Here is a 21,874-nt window from a genome sequence, read left to right as displayed (position 1 = left end):
AATCTGCATGCTTTTCACCAACTTTGTAGTATGCAGCAAGACTTAAGTAATTACAGAAAATCATATCAGAAAAGTCAGCTAACAGAAGCTGAAATTGGTGATAATCCTATGCAACTATTTCAACAATGGTTTTATGAGGTAGAAGCATCCGATGGCGTTGATGAGCCTAACGCCATGACTGTAGCAACCATTGGTTTAGATGGTTTTCCTAAGAGTAGGGTAGTTCTCATGAAGCGGTTTACTCACGAAGGATTTATTTTTTACACCAATTACAAAAGTGAAAAGGGTAAAGCGATTGCTGTAAATCCAAATCTTTGTCTTTCTTTTTTTTGGCCAAATTTGGAACGTCAAGTAATTATTAAGGGTACAGCAGAAAAACTAGCAGAAAATTTATCCGACGGTTATTTTGAGTCGCGTCCCAGGGGTAGCCAATTAGGAGCTTTGGTTTCTGAACAAAGTGAACCTGTAACCTCTAGAGATGTATTAGAAGAAAGGTTACAGCAATTAGAACAAGAATATGACGGTCAAGAAATAAATCGTCCAGAGCATTGGGGAGGGTATTTAGTGCGGCCAGTTTCTCTAGAGTTTTGGCAAGGGAGGCCTAACCGTTTGCATGATCGCATTCGTTTTGAGTTACAAAAAGATTATGATTGGAAAATAGACCGACTTCAACCGTAAATAATGAAAAGCATCATTTTTATACGCCATGGTAAATCCTCTTGGGATTACGACGTTGCGGACAAAGACAGACCACTTAAAGAAAGAGGCATCACTGATGCTAATAATATTGGGGTAGCTTTGGCAAAGATGGATTTACCAATAGATTTTGCATTCTCTAGCCCTGCAAATAGGGCTTTACACACAGCAATGATTGTTTTGCATACGATGCAGGCAAACTTAAATGATTTTAAGGTGGTTAAAAACCTATATGATTTTGCTGGGGAAGAGGTACTTAGTTTTGTGAAATCACTAGATAATAAACTAGAAACAGTACTGTTGTTTGGACACAACCATGCCTTTACCCATCTTGTAAACACTCTGGGAAATAGTAATATAGATAACCTTCCTACAGCAGGCATGGCAATAATAACATTTGATGTAGAAAAGTGGACTGACCTAACTAAGGGAAGAACTGAAAAACTTATCTTTCCAAAAGAATTAAGATAAATGGCAAAACCAAAAAACGACTACGTAAATAGAGAAATTAGCTGGCTACATTTTAATGACCGCGTGCTGCAAGAAAGTGCAGACAAAGATGTGCCTTTAATAGAAAGACTTCGGTTTTTAGGAATTTTTAGTAACAACCTAGACGAGTTTTTTAAAGTACGCTACGCCACAGTAAAGCGTATTGTAGATGCAGGTAAAAGTGGTAAAAGCGTTTTAGGTGGAGAAAAAGCGAAGGATTTGTTAGAAGAAATTACGCGTATTGTAATTAAACAACAGACCAAAAGTTTAGAAATACTAAATAAAATACAACGCGAGTTAGCTACAGAAAATATATTCATAATTAATGAAACGCAGGTGCCAGAAGCGCTTGCGCCATTCGTAAAGGAGTATTTTCTAAAAAAGGTAAACCCAGATTTAACCACCATTATCTTAAACAATTTAAGGCAGTTTCCTTTACTAAAAGATACAGCAGCATATTTAGCGGTACGTATGGTTTTAAATGACCAAGTAGGTAATTTTTTAAACCGTAGAAATGAGGTGCAATATGCGTTAATTGAGATTCCAAAAGGTATTGACCGCTTTGTGGTGTTGCCAGAACAAGACGGTAAAAACTATATAATTATGTTAGATGATGTTATCCGTTTTTGTATGGATAGCATTTTTACCATGTTTCAGTATAAAGAAATCTCTGCACATATGATTAAAATTACTAGGGATGCAGAGTTAGATATTGATAATGATTTAAGTAAAAGTTTTATACAGAAAATATCTTCTAGTGTAGAGCATAGAAAAATTAGTGACCCCGTACGTTTTGTCTATGACAAAAAGATAAAGGTAGATACCCTTCGTTTTCTAAAAGAGAAAATGGAGATAGAAGAAACGGATAGTGTCATCCCTGGGGGTAGATACCATAATCGTAGAGATTATATGGGCTTTCCTAGCTTAGGTAGAACAGATTTGTTGTACGATAAGATAAAACCGCTACCGGTAAAAGGTCTAAGTTTAGAAGGGAGTATTTTTGAAAAGATTGCGCAAAAGGATTACATGATTTATGCACCTTATCACACCTATTCCTATGTGGTTAAATTCTTAAAAGAAGCGGCATTAGATCCATATGTTAGGAGTATTAAGATTACTATTTATCGTTTAGCTAAGAATAGTCAAGTAGCGGCTGCATTAATTAATGCCGTCAAAAATGGTAAGGAAGTTACAGTTCAGATAGAATTGCAAGCCCGTTTTGATGAGCGAGCCAACATAGATTACGCCAATAAACTTCAAGATGAAGGTATTAAGCTCATCTTTGGGGTGCCTGGTTTAAAAGTACACAGTAAAATTTGTCTTGTAGAAAGAGAAGAGGAGACTGGTGTTAAATTTTATGGTTTTATAAGTACGGGTAATTTTAATGAAAGCACAGCTAGAATTTATACGGATTACACACTATTTACCGCTCACGATGCTATTTTAAAAGAAATAGATAAGGTATTTGGATTTTTTGAGACCACTTATAAAATAAATAAATACAAACATTTAATTGTTTCACCTCACTATACGCAAAGTAAGTTTTCTAAATTAATAGATAACGAAATTGCAAATGCAAAAGCAGGTAAAAAGGCCTATATCCGTATTAAGATGAACAGTTTTACCTCTTATAAGATGGTAGATAAGTTGTATGAAGCGAGTAGAGCAGGGGTTAAAGTACAGTTGATTATTAGAGGTATTTGTTGCTTAATTCCAGGAGTGGAAGGAATGAGTGAAAATATTGAGGCTATTAGTGTTGTTGATAAATTTTTAGAGCATCCAAGGTTATTTATTTTTGGAAATAATGGAGACCCAAAGGTGTATATTTCTTCTGCGGATTGGATGACTCGTAATATTGAATTTAGGGTAGAAGTTGGTTGTCCTATTTATGATGAAGATATTAAGCAAGAATTGATAGATACATTTGAACTTTCGTGGAAAGATAACGTAAAAGCCCGTGTATTCTCAGAAAAACAAGACAACGCCTACAAAGACGATGACCAACCACGTGTTCGCTCTCAATTTGCTACCTATGAGTATTATCAAAAGAAATTAGAAGAAGAATAAATGGCCATAAACATTAGAAAATTTGCTGCTATAGACATTGGTTCTAACGCAGTACGTTTATTAGTGCAAAATGTGATAGAACGAAAGGGAAAATTAGTTCAGTTTAAAAAAAGTGAGCTTATTAGGGTGCCTATTAGATTAGGAGAAGATGCTTTTGTTTTAGGCGAAATTTCAGAGAAAAACCAGGCTCGTATGGTCAAAGCTATGCAGTCTTTTAAACTTTTGATGGATGTATACGGGGTAGAAAATTATTGGGCTTGTGCTACTTCTGCCATGAGAGAAGCTAACAATGGCCTAGAGGTGGTAGATAAAATTAGACAAGAAACGGGTGTTGCTATAGATATAATAGATGGTAAAATTGAAGCTAAGATAATTGCATCTACAGATTTAAAAGAATTATTGCAAAAAGGAAAAACCTATTTGTATGTAGACGTTGGTGGGGGGAGCACAGAATTTACGGTTTTTAACGGGGATCAAGTGGTGGTTTCTAAATCTTTTAAAATAGGAACAGTACGTTTATTGAATGACCAAGTAATAGACTCCGTGTGGGATGGCGTTAAAGCTTGGGTAAAAGAACATTTGGCAGCAAAAGATAATGTAGAAATTATAGGTTCTGGTGGTAATATTAATAAGTTGCATAAAATGTCTGGTCGTAAAATGGGACAGCCTTTATCTTATATTTGGTTAAACGCCCAATATCATTTTTTAGACGCTATGAGTTATGAAGATAGGGTATCGGAACTTGGACTTAATCAAGATAGAGCAGATGTCATTGTGCCGGCTACAAAAATATTCTTGAATACGGCTAAGTGGTCAGGCGCTAAAAAAATTCATGTTCCTAAAATAGGATTGTCAGACGGTATGATAAAAACGCTTTATAAGCGCGAAACTAGCCATGCATAGTTTCCTTGGTACCTAAATCTTTCATTATTTCGGCTTCATAATCTAGTAAATCTTGCCATTTTTGGTCTACCTCTTCTCGATTGCCATAATGTCTTGCAAACTTTAAAAACATGGTATAATGGTTTGCTTCACTAACCATCAACTTTCTGTAAAATTCCGCTAAATCTGTATCAGAAATATTTTCAGAGAGTAGCCTAAATCGTTCACAACTACGAGCTTCAATCATAGCAGCATATAACAATTTATGAACCAAATGAGTGGTTTTGCTGCCCCCTTTTGGAAAGAATTGCATCAGTTTGATTACATACTCATCCTTACGTTCTCTACCTAATTTTAAGTTCCGTTCTAAAATTTTTTCATGTACCATGTTAAAATGACCCATTTCCTCTCTAGACAAGGCAATCATTTCTTTTACCAATTCCGTTCGGTCTGGAAATCCGACAATTAAGGAAATAGCCATGCTGGCAGCCTTTTGTTCACAATAGGCATGATCCGTTAGAATTTCTTCAATATTCATTTCCACAATGTTAACCCATCGTGGGTCCGTAGGGAGTTTTAAACCTAGCATCAATCACATTTTTTTTGGATGATAAAGATAATTGTATAGAATTAAATATTTTAAGTAGACCCTCGTTATATTTGTAAGACAAACAGAATTAAACCAAAAAACGCTACCAATTGACCACGGAAGTATATACTACACTTTTAAAAAAATGCCTTTCCACAGAAGAATATAACTGGTTGCAAACAGCTATCGCAGAAGTAGTAGCCACTCAAAATAAGCAAAAACTTTACATAGCTTACAGCTTATGTGCTACTAAAATACATGCCGAAACTGTTAAAGAATATGACATTTTCCCAGGTGATAAAGCATCATGGTTATCTTCTCAAGAAATAAATTTTTTAGAGTTATCTAGAATTGTTTTGTTGAGGTCTATTTTAGAGGCAGAACCAAAGATGGAAGGTGCAGTACAAAAATTAATCCAAGTTGCAGATATCACCGAATTAGAAACCTTTTTAAAATTTCTAGTATTACTGCCTAAACCAGAAAATTACAAATTTGTTGCTGTAGAGGCTTTACGTACCAATATAGCTACGGTTTTCAACGCTATTTCTCAAAATAATCCATACCCGTCAGCATATTTTACATCAGCGGAATATAACCAGATGTATTTAAAATCGGCCTTCATGCAACAAGATTTGACCAAAATTATCGGAGTTGATGAAATGGCGAATGCAGATTTAGCACGCATTATTTCAGATTATGCCCACGAAAGATGGGCAGCGTCTAGGACAATTGACCCCGCATTTTGGAGGCCTGTATCCAATTTTTTAGACGGAACTCTTATAGATGATATCGAACGACTATTTAAGAGTAAAGATGCAAAAGAGCGTAGAGCAGCGACATTAGTTTGTTATCATTCTAAGAAAAAGGCAGCACAACAGCTATTGCAAATAAATATAGAATACCTAGAAGAGGCTAAGAATGGCACTCTTACTTGGCAAAACTTATAGTCCTATGGAAGACAAATTAATGATAATTGACCCACATGTGCACATGAGTGCTAGAACTACTGATGATTACGAAGCTATGGCCGCGGCAGGTGTTGTGGCCGTAATTGAGCCTTCTTTCTGGTTGGGACAGCCTAGAACACAAGTGGGCTCCTTTCAAGATTATTTTAGTAGTCTCGTTGGGTGGGAGCCCTTTAGAGCATCGCAATTTGGTATAAAGCACTACTGTACTATTGGTTTAAATTCTAAAGAGGCGAATAACGTGCCCTTGGCAGAAGAAGTAATGGAATTGCTACCGCTTTATTTACATAAAGAAAATGTAGTTGCTATAGGTGAAATTGGATATGATGACCAAACCGAAGCTGAGGACCGTTTTTTTAGAGCTCAATTAGAGCTAGCCAAGACCTTTAATATGATGGTCCAAGTGCATACACCGCACCGAGACAAAAAAGCAGGAACATTAAAAAGTATGGAGGTGTGTCTAGAACATGGTTTGGACCCAGGGATGGTAGTTATTGATCACAACAATGAAGAAACGGTAAAGGATGTTTTGGATAAGGGGTTCATAGCAGCTTTCACTATTTACCCAAAGACCAAAATGGGTAACCAAAGAATGGTAGAGGTAGTCAAGAAGTATGGCAGTACCAATATTATTGTAGATAGCTCTGCGGATTGGGGTGTGTCTGATCCTTTAGCAGTGCCTAAAACTGCTAACTTAATGCTTCAAAACGGAGTGGCTAAAGAAGATGTGGTAAAAACATGTTATCAAAATGCTTTAGATTTCTTTGGGCGTTCTGGAAAAATGAAAGATCAACATTGGTTAAATCCAGAAGCTATAGATCAACGTAAATTATTTAATGATAATAGCGTTTTGCGTGGCCAAGAACCCAAAGTGGGGAATAATAAAATAATCTAATGGCGCAAAAACTAAAAGCCTATTTACAACTTTGTAGACCTGCTAACTTACCAACTGCTGCAGCCGATATTTTAGCAGGTCTTGCTATTTCTGGTGTTTTCTACCAACTGGGTTCGTGGCAATTTCCATTTTTGTATTCTTGGAGGCCGATATTGCTCGTTTTGTCGTCAATTTTCTTGTATGCAGGGGGAGTAACGCTTAATGATGTTTTTGATGCAGATTTGGATGCTGTGGAGCGTCCAGAAAGACCAATACCTAGAGGTAGTGTGAGTATTAAGCAAGCACAAATCTTAGGGTATAGTCTTTTAAGTCTAGGTGTTATTTCGGCATTTTTAGCTCAATCTGTATGTGGCATTGTTGCCATTGCATTAGCAACAGCCATACTCTCTTATGATAAGTATGCTAAGCACCACCCCTTTATTGGTCCATTAAATATGGGTGTGTGTAGAGGGTTGAATTTACTAATGGGTATTCTATATTTAAATACTTTAGAACACTGGCCTTATACGCTGATTCCTGTGGCCTTTATTTTTGCTATTACTATGATTAGTAGGGGTGAGGTTCATGGAAATAACAAAACAAATATTGTTATTGCGGCAGGGCTGTATGCATTAGTTGTTTCTGCTATCGTTGGCTTGCACTACACATTTGCAAAGTACAGTTGGTGGTATTTAATATTTGTAATACTATTTGCTATAATGGTTTATTTACCCTTGTTAAAAGCGTATAAGATTAATAGCCCAGAAAATATAAAGAAGGCAGTAAAATCAGGGGTAATTGCTATTATTATATTAGATGCTGCTTTTGCTGTTGCGTATACAAATATAATTTTCGGACTTTTAGTACTTCTTTTACTTCCCTTATCCATATTCCTTGCAAAAAGATTTGCGGTAACTTAAATTGAATGCATGAAAGAGTTAATGCCGATAACGCAAAGTTTTACAGTCAACTATCAATATCAATTGTTGTTTACTAATGGATTGTTTTCCTTGGATAATACGCTGCTTAGAGCAATTTTAAGGCAGTATAAACCTGCAGGTGAGGTAAAGTGTTTTTTTGTTTTAGACGATAAAGTATTAGAGTTTCATCCCAATCTAATAAATGCAATTAAAACGTATTGTAATCAAAGTGGAGATGCTATTAAATACACACATACTTTAGTTGTACCTGGTGGAGAGGCGAGTAAGAAAGATGATGCAGCTGTTCAGCAGGTGTTGAAAGGGATTAATGATTACGCTATTTGCCGTCATTCTTTTGTTATTGCAATAGGTGGTGGGGCGGTGATAGATATGGTAGGATACGCTGCCGCCATTGCACATAGAAGTGTAAAGCTAATTCGTGTTCCAACCACAGTATTAGCACAGAACGATGCTGCTGTTGGCGTGAAAAATAGTATTAATGCCTTCGGAAAAAAAAATTTCTTAGGTACGTTTGCTCTACCCTATGCCATTATCAATGATTTTCAGTTTTTGGAAACTTTAGAGCAGCGAGATTGGATTTCTGGCGTGGCAGAGGCAGTTAAAGTGGCGTTAATTAAAGATGCAGACTTCTTTCAATTTATAAAGAATAAAGCACAAAATTTAGCTGCTAGAGAAATGGAAAGTATGAGTTATGTAATTCACCGTTGTGCAGAATTACACATGCAGCACATTGCGTTAGGCGGTGATCCATTTGAGAGTGGCTCTTCTAGACCATTAGATTTTGGACACTGGGCGGCTCATAAATTGGAACAAATGACACATTATCAATTAAGGCACGGAGAAGCCGTGGCTATTGGTATGGCGCTAGATTTAACTTATGCGTATTTGGTTGAACTTATAGATTTGCAAACGTTAGAAACCATTCTAAAAGTTTTGCAGCAAATAGGCTTTAATCTAAAAGTTCCTGTTCAAACCGAAGTAGAACTTAGTGTACTTCTTAAAGGAATTGAAGAATTTAGAGAGCATTTAGGCGGAGAATTAACCATCACCTTAATTTCAGAAATTGGTAAGAAGCATGATGTTCATACTATAGATTACTTGGTGATGAAGGATGCTATTAGAGTTTTAAATCAAAAAGTGGCGTAAAAGGATGTTAATAAAAGATACATTTCACCTTACATATTGCACCAACATTCATGCAGGTGGCGATTGGCTACAAACTTTAAATAGTCTTAAAGAAAATTTACCTACAATAAAAACAAAGGTAGCTCCAGATAGCTCATTTGGGCTTGGCTTACGGCTATCAAATAAAGCCAGCTTAGAATTAAATCAGGCAGATAATCTCAACAGATTTAAGTCGTATTTAGCGTCTTTAAATTGTTACGTTTTTACAATGAATGGATTTCCTTACGGTAACTTTCATGGAGAACCTGTTAAGGATCAAGTTCACGTTCCTGATTGGACAACAGATGAGAGAGTTACCTATACGCTAAGGCTTTTTAATCAATTACATGTATTGGCCCCGGAAGGGCAAGACGCGGGTGTTTCTACTTCGCCTATTAGTTATAAACATTGGTATTCCAGCGGTAAAGAGCGAGTTGATGCCTTTGCTAAGGGAACAGAAAATATGCTTAAAGTGGTTTTAGAGCTATACAATATAGAACAAACCACAGGTAGATATTTGCATTTAGATGTAGAGCCAGAACCAGACGGTTTTTTAGAAAACACAGAAGAGGTGCTTCATTGGTATAAAACATATGTAATTCCACAAGGCATTGCCGCATTTTCTTATTTAAACATTACAGAAAAAAAAGCTATTCAATTACTCAAACGATATTTGACAATTTGTTATGATGTTTGCCATTTTGCTTTAGCTTTTGAAGAGCCAGAAGATACTTTAGGGCAATTAAGGACAGCGGGAATACAAATAGGTAAAATACAAATTAGTGCGGCACTGAAAGTAGTGCATCAGGCTGGCAAGGAGAATCAAATATGGGAGGAGTTAGCCAAATTTAACGAACCAGTATATTTACATCAGGTAACGGAAAGGGTAGAAGGAAAGGTTAAAACATACAATGATTTGCCCATCGTCCTAAAAGAAAAAAAAGCCTTTACAGAATTACGTTCACATTTTCATGTACCTATTTTTTTAGAAGATTATGGGGTATTACAATCTACCCAAGACCATATTTTAAAAACGTTACAAGTGCTCAAAGAAAACCCAGTAAGCGGGCATTTAGAAGTGGAGACCTATACTTGGGATGTATTGCCTAAAGATTTAAAACTCCCTATTGCAGATTCTATAGTTAGAGAATTAAATTGGATGAAATCGCGTTTGGAATGAATAAAACTGTAGTTATTAATGTAGTTGGCCTTACCAAAAGGTTACTTGGAGCGCATACACCCTTTCTTACTACTTTTTTGGCCTCATCTAAGCAGCAATTTATTCAGCCAGCGTTCCCGGCGGTAACCTGTACAGCACAGAGTAATTACCTAACAGGAAAACTCCCAACTAATCATGGAATAATTGGGAATGGATGGTATTTTAAGGAGGAGTGTGAGGTAAAGTTTTGGCGGCAAAGTAATAAGTTGGTACAGGTGCCAAAACTATGGGATGAGCTAAAAAAAACCAATCCAAATTTTACCTGTGCCAATATGTTTTGGTGGTATAACATGTATTCTACGGTAGATTTTAGTGTTACTCCAAGACCGAATTATTTAGCGGACGGCAGGAAAATTCCAGATATTTATTCGCATCCTGCTGAGTTAAGAGATACCTTGCAAAATCAATTAGGTACCTTTCCATTATTTAACTTCTGGGGTCCTAAAACATCTATAAAATCTAGTCAATGGATAGCAGATGCCACTATAAAAACAGACCAATTACACAATCCTACACTCACTTTGGTCTACTTGCCGCATTTGGATTATAACATTCAACGGTATGGATTAGATTTCTCAAAAATAGGTAAAGACTTATCAGAAATAGACACGGTTGTAAAGCAATTAGTATCCTATTACGAGGCTCGGCAAGCGTCTGTTGTTGTTTTATCAGAATACGGTATAACAAACGTGAATAATCCTGTTCACATTAATAGATATTTAAGAAAAAAAGGATGGTTGGGTATCCGGGTAGAGCGCGGTTTGGAATTGTTAGATGCTGGTGCAAGCGAGGTTTTTGCTGTTGCGGACCATCAAATTGCGCATGTCTATATTAAAAACAAAGCTAGAATAGAAGAAGTAGCGGCTTATTTAAAAGAAATAGATGGAGTAGATCAGGTTATTAAAGGAAATGACAAAGAAACTTTAGGAATGGCCCATGAGCGTGCCGGTGATATTGTTCTAGTAGCCGATTCCAAAAGTTGGTTTACCTATTACTTTTGGGAAGATGATGCTAAAGCGCCAGATTATGCTAGAATGGTAGACATTCATAAAAAACCGGGATATGATCCTGTGGAGATGTTAACCGACCCAAAAAACCCATTTGTGGTGCCCAAAATTGTTGGTAAACTACTTAAAAAGAAACTTGGTTTTAGAACTGTTATGGACGTAATTCCATTAAAAGCAGAATTGATTAAAGGCTCTCACGGTAGAGTACCAGAAGACCGTGACGACTGGCCAATTTTTATGAGTAAACATGCTTTTAAAGAAACGGTTATTTCTAGTACCCAAGTATACAGTCAATTAAAACAAATTGTAACGCATTGAATATGAGATTATTTTTAAAAATTTTTGCAGGCTTATTTACCATCTTATTTGGATATGCTATGGTAGTACAATTTAACGACCCGGATGCATTTAAATGGATTGGATATTATGGTATGGCTACCTTGGCTTCTATTTTATTTCTGTTGAAACAATTAAAGGCTTTTACTTACTTTATTTTAGGAGGTTTTTTCCTTGTGCTGTGTTATATGTATTGGCCAGAGGCATTTGAAGGTGTACAGTTAGACCAAGGAATGAAAACCGAAAATATAGAAAAAGGGAGAGAATCTTTAGGTTCCTTAATCGCAGCAATTGTTCTCTTTATTTACGGTATAGCTACTTTTTTTAATAAGCGCTAAAAATCCAAATCGAACTCTTTTCTTAAGATATCTATTGCTGGATTTTTCTCTCTTAATTTTTCGAATTTTTCCTGAGGTGTAAAGGCATATTTTTTAGCTGATGCTTCGTTTACATCTATTTTCAATTCAATAGAATAGTTTTGTAACTTTTCTCTTAGATAACGTATAAGCGGTCCCTGTTCTCTTTCCACTTCTTTTTTCATGGTGCTATTAGGGAGTTCCATCCATAGCGTATGTGTACCTCTTAGTCTAGGAGTGTCTGCTTGCAAATTACTTGATAATATTTTTTTTCCTTCGTTTTCTAACTTATTCACAAAGAAATTCCAGTGAGCTAACATAGCCTCTTCTGTAAAAGGCTTTTGCGGTAAGTCTTTCTCGTCTATTTCTTCCCCTTTTTTAGACTCTAGGTGTTCTTTTTTTGCCTTAATACTAGATAGGGATAAGCCAGAAACTCTTTTTACTCTATTTTTTAGGTTGATGGGTTTTATTGGTTCTTGCGGAGTCTTTTCAACTTTACTGGTAGCTATAGATTGGTTTACATTGGTCTTAGAACTGGGCACTGCTGCTGCACTACTGGTTGATGTTGCTGTAGTATTAACTACCGTTTCGTCTGTAATGGAGTACGATTTAGGTGCCTTTACAAAAGGTTGTCCTCTAAAATGTGTGGCCGGAATTATAAAATCAGGCTTTTTTTTTTCGCCCTCAAAACTTAGCGAAGCTAATTTCATTAGGGTTAATTCTACCAGCAAACGTTGATTTTTACTGCCTTTATATTTTAAATCACAGTCATTGGCTAAATCTAACCCTTTAAGTAGTACATCTCGATTTATTTTCTTGGCCTGCTCCAAATACTTGGTTTTGGCATCTTCCCCAACTTCTAAGAGCGAATGTGTTTGAGGATGTTGACATACCAGCAAATCTCTAAAATGTGAAGCCAAGCCAGCAATAAAATGATGACCATCAAAACCTAATGAAAGGGTTTGGTTAAACAGTAATAACAAATCTGGAATAGCATTAGCTAGCATCAAGTCTGTTGTCTTAAAAAAGGTATCGTAATCTAAGACGTTAAGGTTTTCCGTTACCGCTTTACGTGTAAGTTCTTTGCCAGAAAAACTAACTACTCTATCAAAAATAGATAGTGCATCTCGCATAGCGCCATCTGCTTTTTGAGCAATAATATGCAATGCATCATCTTCTGCAGCAATACCTTGTTCTTCGGCAATGTACTTAAGATAATCTGCAGCATCCTTTATAGTAATTCTTTTAAAATCAAATATTTGACATCGAGATAAGATGGTTGGGATTATCTTGTGTTTTTCCGTAGTTGCTAAAATAAAAATAGCGTGTTTTGGAGGCTCCTCTAAAGTTTTTAAAAAAGCATTAAAAGCAGATTGAGACAACATGTGTACCTCATCAATAATATAAACTTTATATTTCCCTACCTGTGGTGGTATCCGAACTTGATCTATTAAGTTTCTAATGTCATCTACGGAGTTGTTAGATGCCGCATCTAACTCAAAAATATTAAAGGCAAAATCTTCATCTTCACGCTCTGTACCGTCTTCATTTATTTTTTTGGCTAGGATACGAGCACAGGTGGTTTTACCCACTCCTCTAGGACCACAAAAAAGTAATGCCTGTGCCAAATGGTTGTTGGCAATGGCATTTTCTAAGGTGTTGGTAATAGCTTGTTGCCCAACAACATCCTTAAAAGTTTTAGGTCTGTATTTTCTTGCTGATACTATAAATGGTTCCACGCGTAAAATTTAAGCCGATTACAAATATAAAAATAGCCTCTGTGTTACTTATTGTATTTGCTTTTAGGTTACCTAATATTTATTAACAATTAAAGTATATTTGCGGCTTGCAGGCCACCTTATCGCTGCTGCGTTTTTGCGCAGGAGAGGAAAGTCCGGACACCATAGTGCAACATAGCGGGTAACGCCCGTCCGCCGAAAGGTGAGGACCAGTGCAACAGAAAGCAAGTACAGTTAGGCTGTAGTGAAATCCGGTAAACTCTATGTGGTGCAACGTCATGTATACCAGTGTTCTGGCAACAGAAAAGGGCGGCACGTCCAAGCTGGAGGGTAGGCGGTTAGAGCACAAAGGTAACTTTGTGCCTAGATAAATGATAAGGCCCCATTTTTGGGTACAGAATCCGGCTTATGGCCTGCTTTTATAATACTTTAAGGTACCGTGCACTTCATAATAAGAGTAATTTAATAGGCTTTATTTTGATTACGTTATTCTTTTATAGATTTTTTAGGTGTAAATTAAATTCTAATCAACAGCTATACTCCCATACCCGGTAAAGTCAATATTAAGGAATTATTAAAGGGATTGTAACCAGAATTAAACTCAAGAGAATACGTTTTTTCGACAATTACAATTTTAAAAGGAATTGATAGAAGAAGTAGTAGTAATACTGTGTGCGAATTTAAGGAGGCAGAAGCTACTATAATCATAGAAAAAACGAAAGCAGATGAATCAAGTTTGCCTTATAGTTTTATTGCATCTTGGATAACTCTTACCCTACATTCTTTTTAGGATGCTGTGGATTTAACAGCAATTTTTTCTATTGAACTACCTAGGAACCCTCTAATTTGCAATGTTATAGCGGTGTATTACCTTGATTATATATTTGTAGTTACAGTAGATGCAGAAAAAGCAATGTCCTATCTAGAAACGGGTAGTAAACAATGCTATTTTCCTTAGGTAATAGCTTCAAAAAAGCTAAAGACATTGCTACCGTACTTTCTGTTTTCTTGAAAAAATGGAAGGTTTTCTAAGTTGGTTTGTGGGCTATGTTCTACAATTAGTAAACCTTCTGGAGCTAATAGGTTATTTTCAAAAATTAATGCGGGTATTTGCTCAAACTTTTCCAAAGGCATGTCGTAAGGAGGGTCAGCAAAAATTAAATCGTATTGTGCTTTGGTCCGTTCTAAGAATTTGAATACATCGCTTTTAATAACACTTATATCAAAATCAAATTCTTGGGCGGTATTATGAATAAATTTGGTGCAACCTGCATGCTGGTCTACAGCGGTAATACCTTGCACACCTCTAGAAGCCATCTCAAAACTTATATTACCTGTACCTGAGAATAAGTCAAGCACACGTAAATCTTCTAAATAATATCGGTTTTTCAAAATATTAAAAATCCCCTCTTTAGCCATATCTGTAGTAGGCCTTACAGGTAATTTTTTTGGGGCAGTAATGCGCCTGCCTTTATGGGATCCAGAGATAATTCTCATAATTATAATGTGCTTAAAAGCGAATAATCTAACAGATGGGCTTTTGCTTCAGCTATATTGTAGGTGCCTTCTTCTGGTCTAAATACAGTAACGTCCTTAATGTATTCATAACAAAGTTTGTAGTTGTTATCTTCTGTGGTTATGGCACCGAATAATTTTAAAGGTGTAGACGCTACATTTAGTCCTAATTGCTCATAAGTAAATAGGATATAGTACAAGAAATCCTCTTTTACTTGATAGGTAAATTGATTATAAAGTATTAAATTTTTTTGCTCTAGAACTGCCATTTCTAGTTGAGTTGGTGTTACATGAACATAACAAGTGGTAGTTGCACTACTATTTTGTAATAAAGTCTGTAAAAGCGAAACGCTAGCATGTTTATACTCAAATTCTCCAAAGAGAGTAAAAAGATAGTTATTGATGTTAGTAAATGGCACATAAACACATACCATTTCTGTGTTTGGAATCTGGTCGTGTACAATCTGGTCTGTAGCTAAAATCTTAGTATTGAACTTTAAATAATTGGCAAGTTCATTTTTATCAAACAAAGCTACGGGGACTAAGCTGTATAAATTATTTCTATGTAGCACTACCACTTCTGTAAATTCTCGCTCTGCTAACTTATGGTGCTCTACAAGAGCTTTAAGTTCTTTAAGTACTAAGTAGGGAGTAAGTTCTGTTTTAAAGAACTTTTGTTCCATTTCTTCTAATTGTAAAGAAACGGTGTCTTGAATACAAAAAGAAAGTCCATTCAAGCTTACCTGAATGGACAATTTTTTAAAAGTTGTGTTAGGATTGTTCACCCCATTAATTTTCTGTCTTTCTATCATAAATAGGAGGCCAGTTACCGTTGGTGCTAACTTCTGTTAAAGAACCAACTTTAATTTCAGTTCCATTAACCTCTTCTACACTTACGTGCGCGTTTTCTCTAGCAACTAAATCTTTAGGCTGATCGTATAATAAAGCATCCTTTTTAATCTTGGCTTCAAAAACTGGAGCTTTATAACCACTTTTATCCACTTGCCCTGCTTTCATGTCAAACTTAACATCACCCTCAGCGTAAGGCACGTTCATCATAGTTTTATAACGGTCGTCTGTGCCGAATAATTTTTCTTTTACTTTTTCAAAACCTAAAGTATCAATTACTACGGTGTCTACCTGTAAGTCAATTTGATAAGTTTTGTCATAACGCATAAAAGAAGAATCTCTTTGCTGGGTAATGGTAAAACTTGCGGTGTCTATAAACTGTACAAGGCTGTTAAAGTCTTTTGCATATGTGCCAGTTACTTTTTTGTGAGCTTCTTGTGAATCTCTGATATCCTTAAGTTTAGCAATTACTGCAGAAAAACGTTCTTCACGGACTTTGTTGAATTCAATCGGTGCATTAATGGATTGGTAAATCATATAAGCCAATACCCCGCATACAATCCAAAGAACAATTTGTAAGATGGTCTTCATTTTATATAGTATTAATTACATTTAGTGGTTAGAAGCAAATCTACAATTTTTTTTGAATGATGAAAGTTTTTGTCCTAAAAATGATAGCTATCTTTGGACATCTATGGATAGCATAACACCGCAGGTTTTTCTAAAATTTTTAAAAGAAAAGTTTCCTCACGAGCCTACTTCGTTGCAAGCCTTAACGTTACAGCAATTAGCAGACTTTATTTTATCTAAGAATAATGAGCGTTTATTTCTTTTAAAGGGATATGCCGGGACAGGTAAAACAACCATAATTGGTAGTGTTGTAAAAAGTTTATGGAAAGTAAAGAAAACTGCAGTTTTGTTAGCTCCAACAGGTAGGGCAGCAAAAGTGATGACCAATTACTCTAATAACCAAGCCTTTACAATACATAAAAAGATTTATTTTCCTAAAAAACAACAGGGAGGTGGTGTTCAATTTACATTAGCACCAAATAAACACAGAAATACTGTTTTTATTGTAGATGAAGCTTCTATGATACCAGATGCCCCGTCTGATTCTAAGTTGTTTGAAAATGGTTCTCTTTTAGACGATTTAATATATTATGTCTATTCGGGATTTAGGTGTAAGCTTATTTTGATTGGAGACACAGCGCAATTACCACCCGTGAAATTAGATTTGAGTCCTGCTTTAAATGAAAATACTTTGGGACTAAACTATAATAAAGAGGTTACTAAGATTGAGTTGGATGAAGTAATGCGGCAGTCTTCAGAATCTGGTATTTTATTCAATGCTACTAATTTAAGGGAGCAGTTGCAAAACGACTATTTTGATGATTTTAAATTTGCTTTAGCAGGTTTTAAAGATATTGTAAGATTGATTGATGGTCATGAGATACAGGAAGCGATAGATAATAGTTACGCTACCAATGGTAAAGAAGAAACGACGATAATTGTACGCTCTAATAAAAGAGCAAATTTATATAACGAAAACATTAGGCAACGTATCTTGTTTTTAGAGAATGAGATTTCTGTTGGAGATTTTATGATGGTGGTTAAAAATAATTATTATTGGCTTAAACCTACCACAGAAGCTGGATTTATAGCCAATGGGGATATCATAGAAATCTTAGAATTATTTGCCATTAAAGAACTTTATGGATTTAAATTTGCAGAAGTTAAAGTGCAAATGGTAGATTATCCTAATCAAAAACCATTTGAAACAGTTCTACTTTTAGATACAATTACAGCAGAAACACCCTCTTTAAGTTATGAAGATGGTAATCGTTTGTACCAAGAGGTCAATAAAGATTATGCTCACGAAACCTCTAAATATAAACGTTTTCTTGGGGTTAAAAACAATAAGTATTTCAATGCTTTGCAGGTAAAATTTTCATACGCTATCACTTGTCATAAATCACAAGGGGGGCAGTGGGATACCGTTTTTGTGGAACAGCCCTACTTGCCCAATGGTTTAGATAAAGACTACTTAAGGTGGTTGTATACAGCTGTTACAAGGGCCAAAAATAAATTGTATCTTATTGGTTTTAAGAAGGATTTTTTTCTTGAGAATGAATAGGCTATTTTAGTCCAAACCATTAACTATGACTACGGAAACTATAATTAGTATATTTTTAGGAGTAGGCCTTGCGGCATCTGCAGGTTTTAGGGTCTTTCTTCCGCTTTTTGCTTTAAGCTTAGCTGCTTATTTTAATATATGGGAACTTAATGATTCTTGGCAATGGATTGGTAGTTTAGCTGCTGTACTTACTTTGGGTGCTGCAACTGTTTTTGAAGTGTTTGCTTATTTTATACCTTGGGTAGATAATGCGTTAGATAGTATTGCAATTCCGCTAGCTGCTATTGCTGGTACAGCGGTAATGGTATCTACAATGGCAGATTTAGACCCTGTAATAACTTGGTCGCTGGCTATAATTGCAGGTGGTGGTACTGCCTCCGCTATCAAAGGCGCAAATGCAGCAGGTAGATTAACTTCAACAGCAACAACTGGTGGTTTGGCAAACCCATTGGTATCTACTGTAGAAACGGGAACCGCTATGGTGGTTTCTACCGCATCTATTTTTGCTCCTCTGTTGGCAGTTGTTTTAGTTATCTTAATTTTGGTTATCATTTTTAGGATTTACAGAAAGCTAAGACCTAGAGTATAACAACCAAAAAAATAACAGACTACCTATTATGAAGGTAATTTCCATGATTCCTGCCCGTTACAAGGCTTCTAGATTTCCTGCCAAATTAATGCAAGATTTAGCAGGTAAACCCGTGATATTGCGTACCTATGAGGCTGCAGTAAATACTCAGTTGTTTGATGCTGTTTACGTGGTAACAGATAGCCAAGAAATAGAAGAATTAATTGCAGCTAATGGCGGTAAGGTGATACGTAGTAAAAAAGAGCACGAAAGTGGTAGCGATAGAATAGCAGAAGCTGTATTAAATTTAGATGTAGATATTGTGGTTAATGTTCAAGGAGATGAACCCTTTATAGATGCAGCTAGTTTAGAAAAGGTAATACAAGTATTTAAAAAGGACCCGGAAAAGGTTATTGATTTAGCATCTTTAATGACTCCTATTACAGATTGGGAAGAAATAGAAAACCCAAATACTGTAAAAGTTATAGTTGATCAAGAAGATTTTGCCTTATATTTTTCAAGGTCGCCTATTCCTTATCCTAGAGATAAAGAAGTGGGTGCAACCTATTACAAACACAAAGGCATCTATGCTTTTAGAAAAAGAGCTCTATCAGATTTTACTAATTTACCCATGCTTTCTTTAGAGGCAACAGAAAAAATAGAAGCTATTCGATTTTTAGAATATGGCAAAAAAATTAAGATGGTAGAAACTACGGTCTCTGGTGTAGAAATAGATACTCCAGAAGATTTAGAAAGAGCTAGGAGAGAATGGAAGTAGACTACAGTAAAATAAAAGTTATTGGTTTTGATGCAGATGATACCCTGTGGATAAATGAAACATATTTTAGAGAAACAGAAGAACATTTTGCATCATTGTTAGAAGGTTATGAAACCAAAAATAAAATAGACCAAGAGCTTTTTAAAATGGAAATTAAGAACCTAGAATTATACGGTTATGGTATAAAAGGGTTTGTGCTTTCTATGATAGAATCAGCTTTAGATTTATCTAACAATAAACTACCACAAGAAATACTTTCTAAAATTTTAGACCTAGGAAAAACTATGCTAAGGCAGCCGGTAGAATTGTTAGATGGGGTAGAAGAAGTGTTGCAGAGATTAGAACAAAAAGGCTACCGTTTAATTGTGCTTACTAAAGGAGATTTGTTAGACCAAGAGCGTAAATTAGAAAAGTCTGGATTGTCTAAGTACTTTCACCATGTGGAGGTGCTAAGTGATAAAAAAGAAAGCAACTATAAAAACTTACTAGAGCATTTAGAAATTGATGTAAATGAATTTTTGATGGTAGGGAATTCCCTTAAATCAGATGTTATACCCTTATTAAATATTGGTGCACAGGCCATCCATATTCCATTTCATACCACTTGGGTACACGAGACTGTGTCTGAGAAGGAAGAACAAGAAAATGACTATCTAAAGTTGAATTCTATAAAGGATTTATTGAAGTATCTGGATTAATGACAAAAGAAAACAACGCACAACTAAATATAAAAACACTGGAACACTTAAATCAACATAAGAATTTTCCAATGGTCCCTAGAGTGGTATTTGGCAGGGGAAGTTTTAGCAGCTTGGGTAGTATTTTACTGCCAAAACGTAGAAATTCTGATGCTCCATTTATCTTTCTAGTCGATGCTTTTTTTGAAGGGTCAGATTTGGAAAACAGATTGCCTTTGTTGTTTAACGACCAAGTAATATATGTTTCTGCAGAAGAAGAGCCTAAGACAGCACAAGTAGATGCATTAGTTCAAAAATTAAAATCAGATTACACAGAAGAACCTTCTGGTATTGTTGGGATAGGTGGGGGTACACTTTTAGATTTAGCCAAGGCAGTAGCATTGTTAATGACTAATGCAGGCTCATCTTCTTTATATCAGGGATGGGATTTAATTCAAAAGCAAGGACTTTACCACGTGGGTATCCCAACCATAAGCGGTACAGGAGCAGAAGTTTCTAGAACGGCGGTACTTATGGGGCCTGAGAAAAAACTAGGCTTAAACTCAGATTATACCACCTACGACCAGGTAGTGTTAGACCCAGATTTTTTGACTACAGTGCCTAAAGACCAGTGGTTTTATACAGGAATGGATTGTTTTATACATTGTGTAGAGTCGTTAGAAGGTACTTATTTAAATGCTTTTAGTCAGAGTTATGGAGAAAAGGCATATGACCTTTGTAAAGAAGTATTTTTAGGTGATATAGACCAAAAAGAAGCCGAAGAAAAATTGATGATGGCTTCGTGGCACGGAGGTATGAGTATAGCATACTCGCAAGTTGGTGTAGCGCACGCCATGAGTTATGGCCTTTCTTATGTGTTGGGCACAAAACACGGGATAGGAAATTGTCTGGTTTTTCAATTTTTAGAAGAATATTATCCAGAAGGTGTCACATTATTTAACCAAATGATGCAAAAACATCAGATTACGCTACCAAAAGGTGTTTGTGCCAATTGTACTGTAGAACAATTAGATACTATGGCAACCATTTCTTTGTCTATGGCACCGCTTTGGGAGAACGCACTTGGAGCAGATTGGACTTCTAAAATTTCTAAAGAAAAGCTAATCGCTATTTATAAAAAGATTTGATGCTAAGGAGCCTATCTAAATTTATTTTATTCCGTTTACTGGGATGGAAACTAGAAGGTAACTTTTCTAAGCTTAAAAAGTACGTTATTATAGTTATACCACATACCCATTGGTTAGATTTTCCGTTGGGCGTTTTTGTACGTAAGATTGTGGGGCTAGATATGCATTATATTGCCAAGAAAGCACTTTTTAAGCCGCCTTTTGGTTGGTTTTTTAGGTGGACAGGAGGTACACCAGTAGACCGTAATAAAAACAATAATACGGTAGATGCCATTGTTGCTCTTTTTGATGAAAAGGATGAATTTAGGCTAGCGCTAGCCCCAGAAGGTACTCGTAAAAAAGTTACAAGTTTAAAAACAGGCTTTTATCACATTGCAAAAAAAGCAGGGGTGCCTATAGTCATGGTCGCTTTTGATTTTAGGAACAAAGCTGTTAGGATTAGGGATCCTTTTTATCCAACCTCAGACATTATAGCTGATTTTAAACTCATTTTTGAGTACTATGATGGCGTAACGGGAAAAGTCTCAGAAAATAGTTTTAATGGAGATGTGACTACTATTTGAAACCAAAAAAGACCGCAACTGCGGTCTTTTTTAGTAAGCGTACATGTATACTTTTCTATTACTCTTGCATGGTATGATATACGTTCTGAATATCATAAAATATAAATTAAAGTGTTTGTTTTAAATATATTATATTTATGCCTAATGAAGTTTGTTCGATATTTGTTCGTATTCAGACCAATTAATTAGGCTATGCTATTAGCCATTCGAGCACTTATTCTATAGCTTGCACAATGACCAATAACACTTAAATATTTAGCCTGAAATTTGTGTTTTTAAAACTATAATTCAAACCAAACACAGCAGGACACTTTCCAA

The 21,874-nt window shown here is 35.7% G+C and carries 22 protein-coding genes, 1 other RNA gene and 1 pseudogene; 19 read left to right on the top strand and 5 right to left on the bottom strand.

Going from position 1 to position 21,874, the window contains the following annotated elements:
• The first annotated feature begins 30 nt into the window (after window positions 1–30).
• From pdxH to FBT53_RS08790, 4 genes are read left to right on the top strand one after another with little or no spacing between them, the layout of a single operon-like run.
• A complete protein-coding gene (pdxH, locus tag FBT53_RS08805; RefSeq protein ID WP_136950806.1) occupies window positions 31–678 on the top strand; it encodes a pyridoxamine 5'-phosphate oxidase in 648 nt (215 codons plus the stop codon).
• A 3-nt stretch (window positions 679–681) separates the two neighbouring features.
• Window positions 682–1,167 (top strand): histidine phosphatase family protein, encoded by a 486-nt coding sequence (locus tag FBT53_RS08800; protein ID WP_136950805.1) that lies wholly within the window; start codon window positions 682–684, stop codon window positions 1,165–1,167.
• On the top strand, window positions 1,168–3,252 hold the full coding sequence (gene ppk1 / locus FBT53_RS08795; protein ID WP_136950804.1) for a polyphosphate kinase 1: 2,085 nt from the start codon (window positions 1,168–1,170) through the stop codon (window positions 3,250–3,252).
• On the top strand, window positions 3,253–4,155 hold the full coding sequence (locus FBT53_RS08790) for a Ppx/GppA phosphatase family protein (RefSeq protein ID WP_136950803.1): 903 nt from the start codon (window positions 3,253–3,255) through the stop codon (window positions 4,153–4,155). It begins immediately after the preceding gene.
• Here the strand turns inward: FBT53_RS08790 and FBT53_RS08785 are convergent.
• Complete coding sequence (locus tag FBT53_RS08785) at window positions 4,142–4,723, bottom strand: tRNA-(ms[2]io[6]A)-hydroxylase (protein ID WP_136950802.1); 582 nt, start codon at window positions 4,721–4,723, stop codon at window positions 4,142–4,144. The genes FBT53_RS08790 and FBT53_RS08785 overlap by 14 nt on opposite strands.
• A gap of 110 nt (window positions 4,724–4,833) precedes the next feature.
• Between FBT53_RS08785 and FBT53_RS08780 the strand changes: the two genes are divergently transcribed.
• From FBT53_RS08780 to FBT53_RS08750, 7 genes are read left to right on the top strand one after another with little or no spacing between them, the layout of a single operon-like run.
• Complete coding sequence (locus FBT53_RS08780) at window positions 4,834–5,670, top strand: EboA domain-containing protein (RefSeq protein WP_136950801.1); 837 nt, start codon at window positions 4,834–4,836, stop codon at window positions 5,668–5,670.
• A gap of 4 nt (window positions 5,671–5,674) precedes the next feature.
• Window positions 5,675–6,583, top strand: a complete 909-nt coding sequence (locus FBT53_RS08775) for a TatD family hydrolase (protein WP_136950800.1) — start codon at window positions 5,675–5,677, stop codon at window positions 6,581–6,583.
• Entirely contained in the window at window positions 6,583–7,482 is a 900-nt protein-coding gene (gene eboC, locus FBT53_RS08770; protein WP_136950799.1) for a UbiA-like protein EboC, read from the top strand. The genes FBT53_RS08775 and eboC overlap by 1 nt, the downstream gene beginning before the upstream one ends.
• Window positions 7,483–7,491: 9 nt before the next feature.
• Window positions 7,492–8,649 (top strand): 3-dehydroquinate synthase, encoded by a 1,158-nt coding sequence (locus tag FBT53_RS08765; protein WP_136950798.1) that lies wholly within the window; start codon window positions 7,492–7,494, stop codon window positions 8,647–8,649.
• A 4-nt stretch (window positions 8,650–8,653) separates the two neighbouring features.
• Window positions 8,654–9,847 (top strand): metabolite traffic protein EboE, encoded by a 1,194-nt coding sequence (gene eboE / locus FBT53_RS08760; protein ID WP_136950797.1) that lies wholly within the window; start codon window positions 8,654–8,656, stop codon window positions 9,845–9,847.
• The gene (locus tag FBT53_RS08755) at window positions 9,844–11,211 is read left to right on the top strand and encodes an alkaline phosphatase family protein (protein WP_136950796.1); all 1,368 of its coding nucleotides are present in this window, start codon (window positions 9,844–9,846) and stop codon (window positions 11,209–11,211) included. Before eboE ends, FBT53_RS08755 begins: the two co-directional genes overlap by 4 nt.
• A 2-nt stretch (window positions 11,212–11,213) precedes the next feature.
• Window positions 11,214–11,567 (top strand): transmembrane 220 family protein, encoded by a 354-nt coding sequence (locus tag FBT53_RS08750; protein WP_136950795.1) that lies wholly within the window; start codon window positions 11,214–11,216, stop codon window positions 11,565–11,567.
• Here FBT53_RS08750 and FBT53_RS08745 read toward each other — a convergent pair.
• Window positions 11,564–13,324 carry a DNA polymerase III subunit gamma/tau gene (locus FBT53_RS08745; RefSeq protein ID WP_136950794.1) on the bottom strand — a complete coding sequence of 587 codons (1,761 nt, stop codon included), beginning with the start codon at window positions 13,322–13,324 and terminating at the stop codon, window positions 11,564–11,566. The two genes, FBT53_RS08750 and FBT53_RS08745, sit on opposite strands and share 4 nt — an antisense overlap.
• A gap of 106 nt (window positions 13,325–13,430) precedes the next feature.
• Between FBT53_RS08745 and rnpB the strand changes: the two genes are divergently transcribed.
• Together rnpB and FBT53_RS16390 are read left to right on the top strand one after the other, a co-directional pair.
• Window positions 13,431–13,748, top strand: an RNA gene (rnpB, locus tag FBT53_RS08740) — RNase P RNA component class A.
• A 177-nt stretch (window positions 13,749–13,925) separates the two neighbouring features.
• Window positions 13,926–14,114: pseudogene (locus tag FBT53_RS16390) on the top strand (ACT domain-containing protein); the annotation flags it as partial.
• A 164-nt stretch (window positions 14,115–14,278) separates the two neighbouring features.
• Here FBT53_RS16390 and FBT53_RS08730 read toward each other — a convergent pair.
• The 3 genes from FBT53_RS08730 to FBT53_RS08720 are packed head-to-tail and all read right to left on the bottom strand — an operon-like array spanning window position 14,279 to window position 16,279.
• Window positions 14,279–14,821, bottom strand: coding sequence for an RsmD family RNA methyltransferase (locus tag FBT53_RS08730; RefSeq protein WP_136950793.1), 543 nt, complete (start codon window positions 14,819–14,821; stop codon window positions 14,279–14,281).
• A 2-nt stretch (window positions 14,822–14,823) separates the two neighbouring features.
• A complete protein-coding gene (locus tag FBT53_RS08725; protein ID WP_136950792.1) occupies window positions 14,824–15,651 on the bottom strand; it encodes a DUF3822 family protein in 828 nt (275 codons plus the stop codon).
• A complete protein-coding gene (locus FBT53_RS08720) occupies window positions 15,629–16,279 on the bottom strand; it encodes a hypothetical protein (protein ID WP_136950791.1) in 651 nt (216 codons plus the stop codon). Before FBT53_RS08720 ends, FBT53_RS08725 begins: the two co-directional genes overlap by 23 nt.
• A gap of 103 nt (window positions 16,280–16,382) precedes the next feature.
• Between FBT53_RS08720 and FBT53_RS08715 the strand changes: the two genes are divergently transcribed.
• From FBT53_RS08715 to FBT53_RS08690, 6 genes are read left to right on the top strand one after another with little or no spacing between them, the layout of a single operon-like run.
• Window positions 16,383–17,822 carry an ATP-dependent RecD-like DNA helicase gene (locus FBT53_RS08715; protein WP_136950790.1) on the top strand — a complete coding sequence of 480 codons (1,440 nt, stop codon included), beginning with the start codon at window positions 16,383–16,385 and terminating at the stop codon, window positions 17,820–17,822.
• 25 nt (window positions 17,823–17,847) lie between these two features.
• A complete protein-coding gene (locus tag FBT53_RS08710; protein ID WP_136950789.1) occupies window positions 17,848–18,411 on the top strand; it encodes a DUF4126 domain-containing protein in 564 nt (187 codons plus the stop codon).
• 28 nt (window positions 18,412–18,439) lie between these two features.
• Window positions 18,440–19,168, top strand: coding sequence for a 3-deoxy-manno-octulosonate cytidylyltransferase (gene kdsB / locus FBT53_RS08705; protein WP_136950788.1), 729 nt, complete (start codon window positions 18,440–18,442; stop codon window positions 19,166–19,168).
• On the top strand, window positions 19,159–19,866 hold the full coding sequence (locus tag FBT53_RS08700) for an HAD family hydrolase (RefSeq protein ID WP_136950787.1): 708 nt from the start codon (window positions 19,159–19,161) through the stop codon (window positions 19,864–19,866). The genes kdsB and FBT53_RS08700 overlap by 10 nt, the downstream gene beginning before the upstream one ends.
• Window positions 19,866–20,993, top strand: a complete 1,128-nt coding sequence (locus tag FBT53_RS08695) for an iron-containing alcohol dehydrogenase family protein (protein WP_370323757.1) — start codon at window positions 19,866–19,868, stop codon at window positions 20,991–20,993. Before FBT53_RS08700 ends, FBT53_RS08695 begins: the two co-directional genes overlap by 1 nt.
• Window positions 20,993–21,556 (top strand): 1-acyl-sn-glycerol-3-phosphate acyltransferase, encoded by a 564-nt coding sequence (locus FBT53_RS08690; RefSeq protein WP_136950786.1) that lies wholly within the window; start codon window positions 20,993–20,995, stop codon window positions 21,554–21,556. Before FBT53_RS08695 ends, FBT53_RS08690 begins: the two co-directional genes overlap by 1 nt.
• Window positions 21,557–21,874 lie beyond the last annotated feature (318 nt).

It is taken from the genome of Flavobacterium sp. ASW18X (assembly GCF_005144745.1).
Classification (GTDB): Bacteria; Bacteroidota; Bacteroidia; order Flavobacteriales; family Flavobacteriaceae; genus Croceivirga.
The sequence above is the reverse complement of the archived record's forward strand: the minus strand, read 5'-3'. Positions and strand labels throughout refer to the sequence as shown.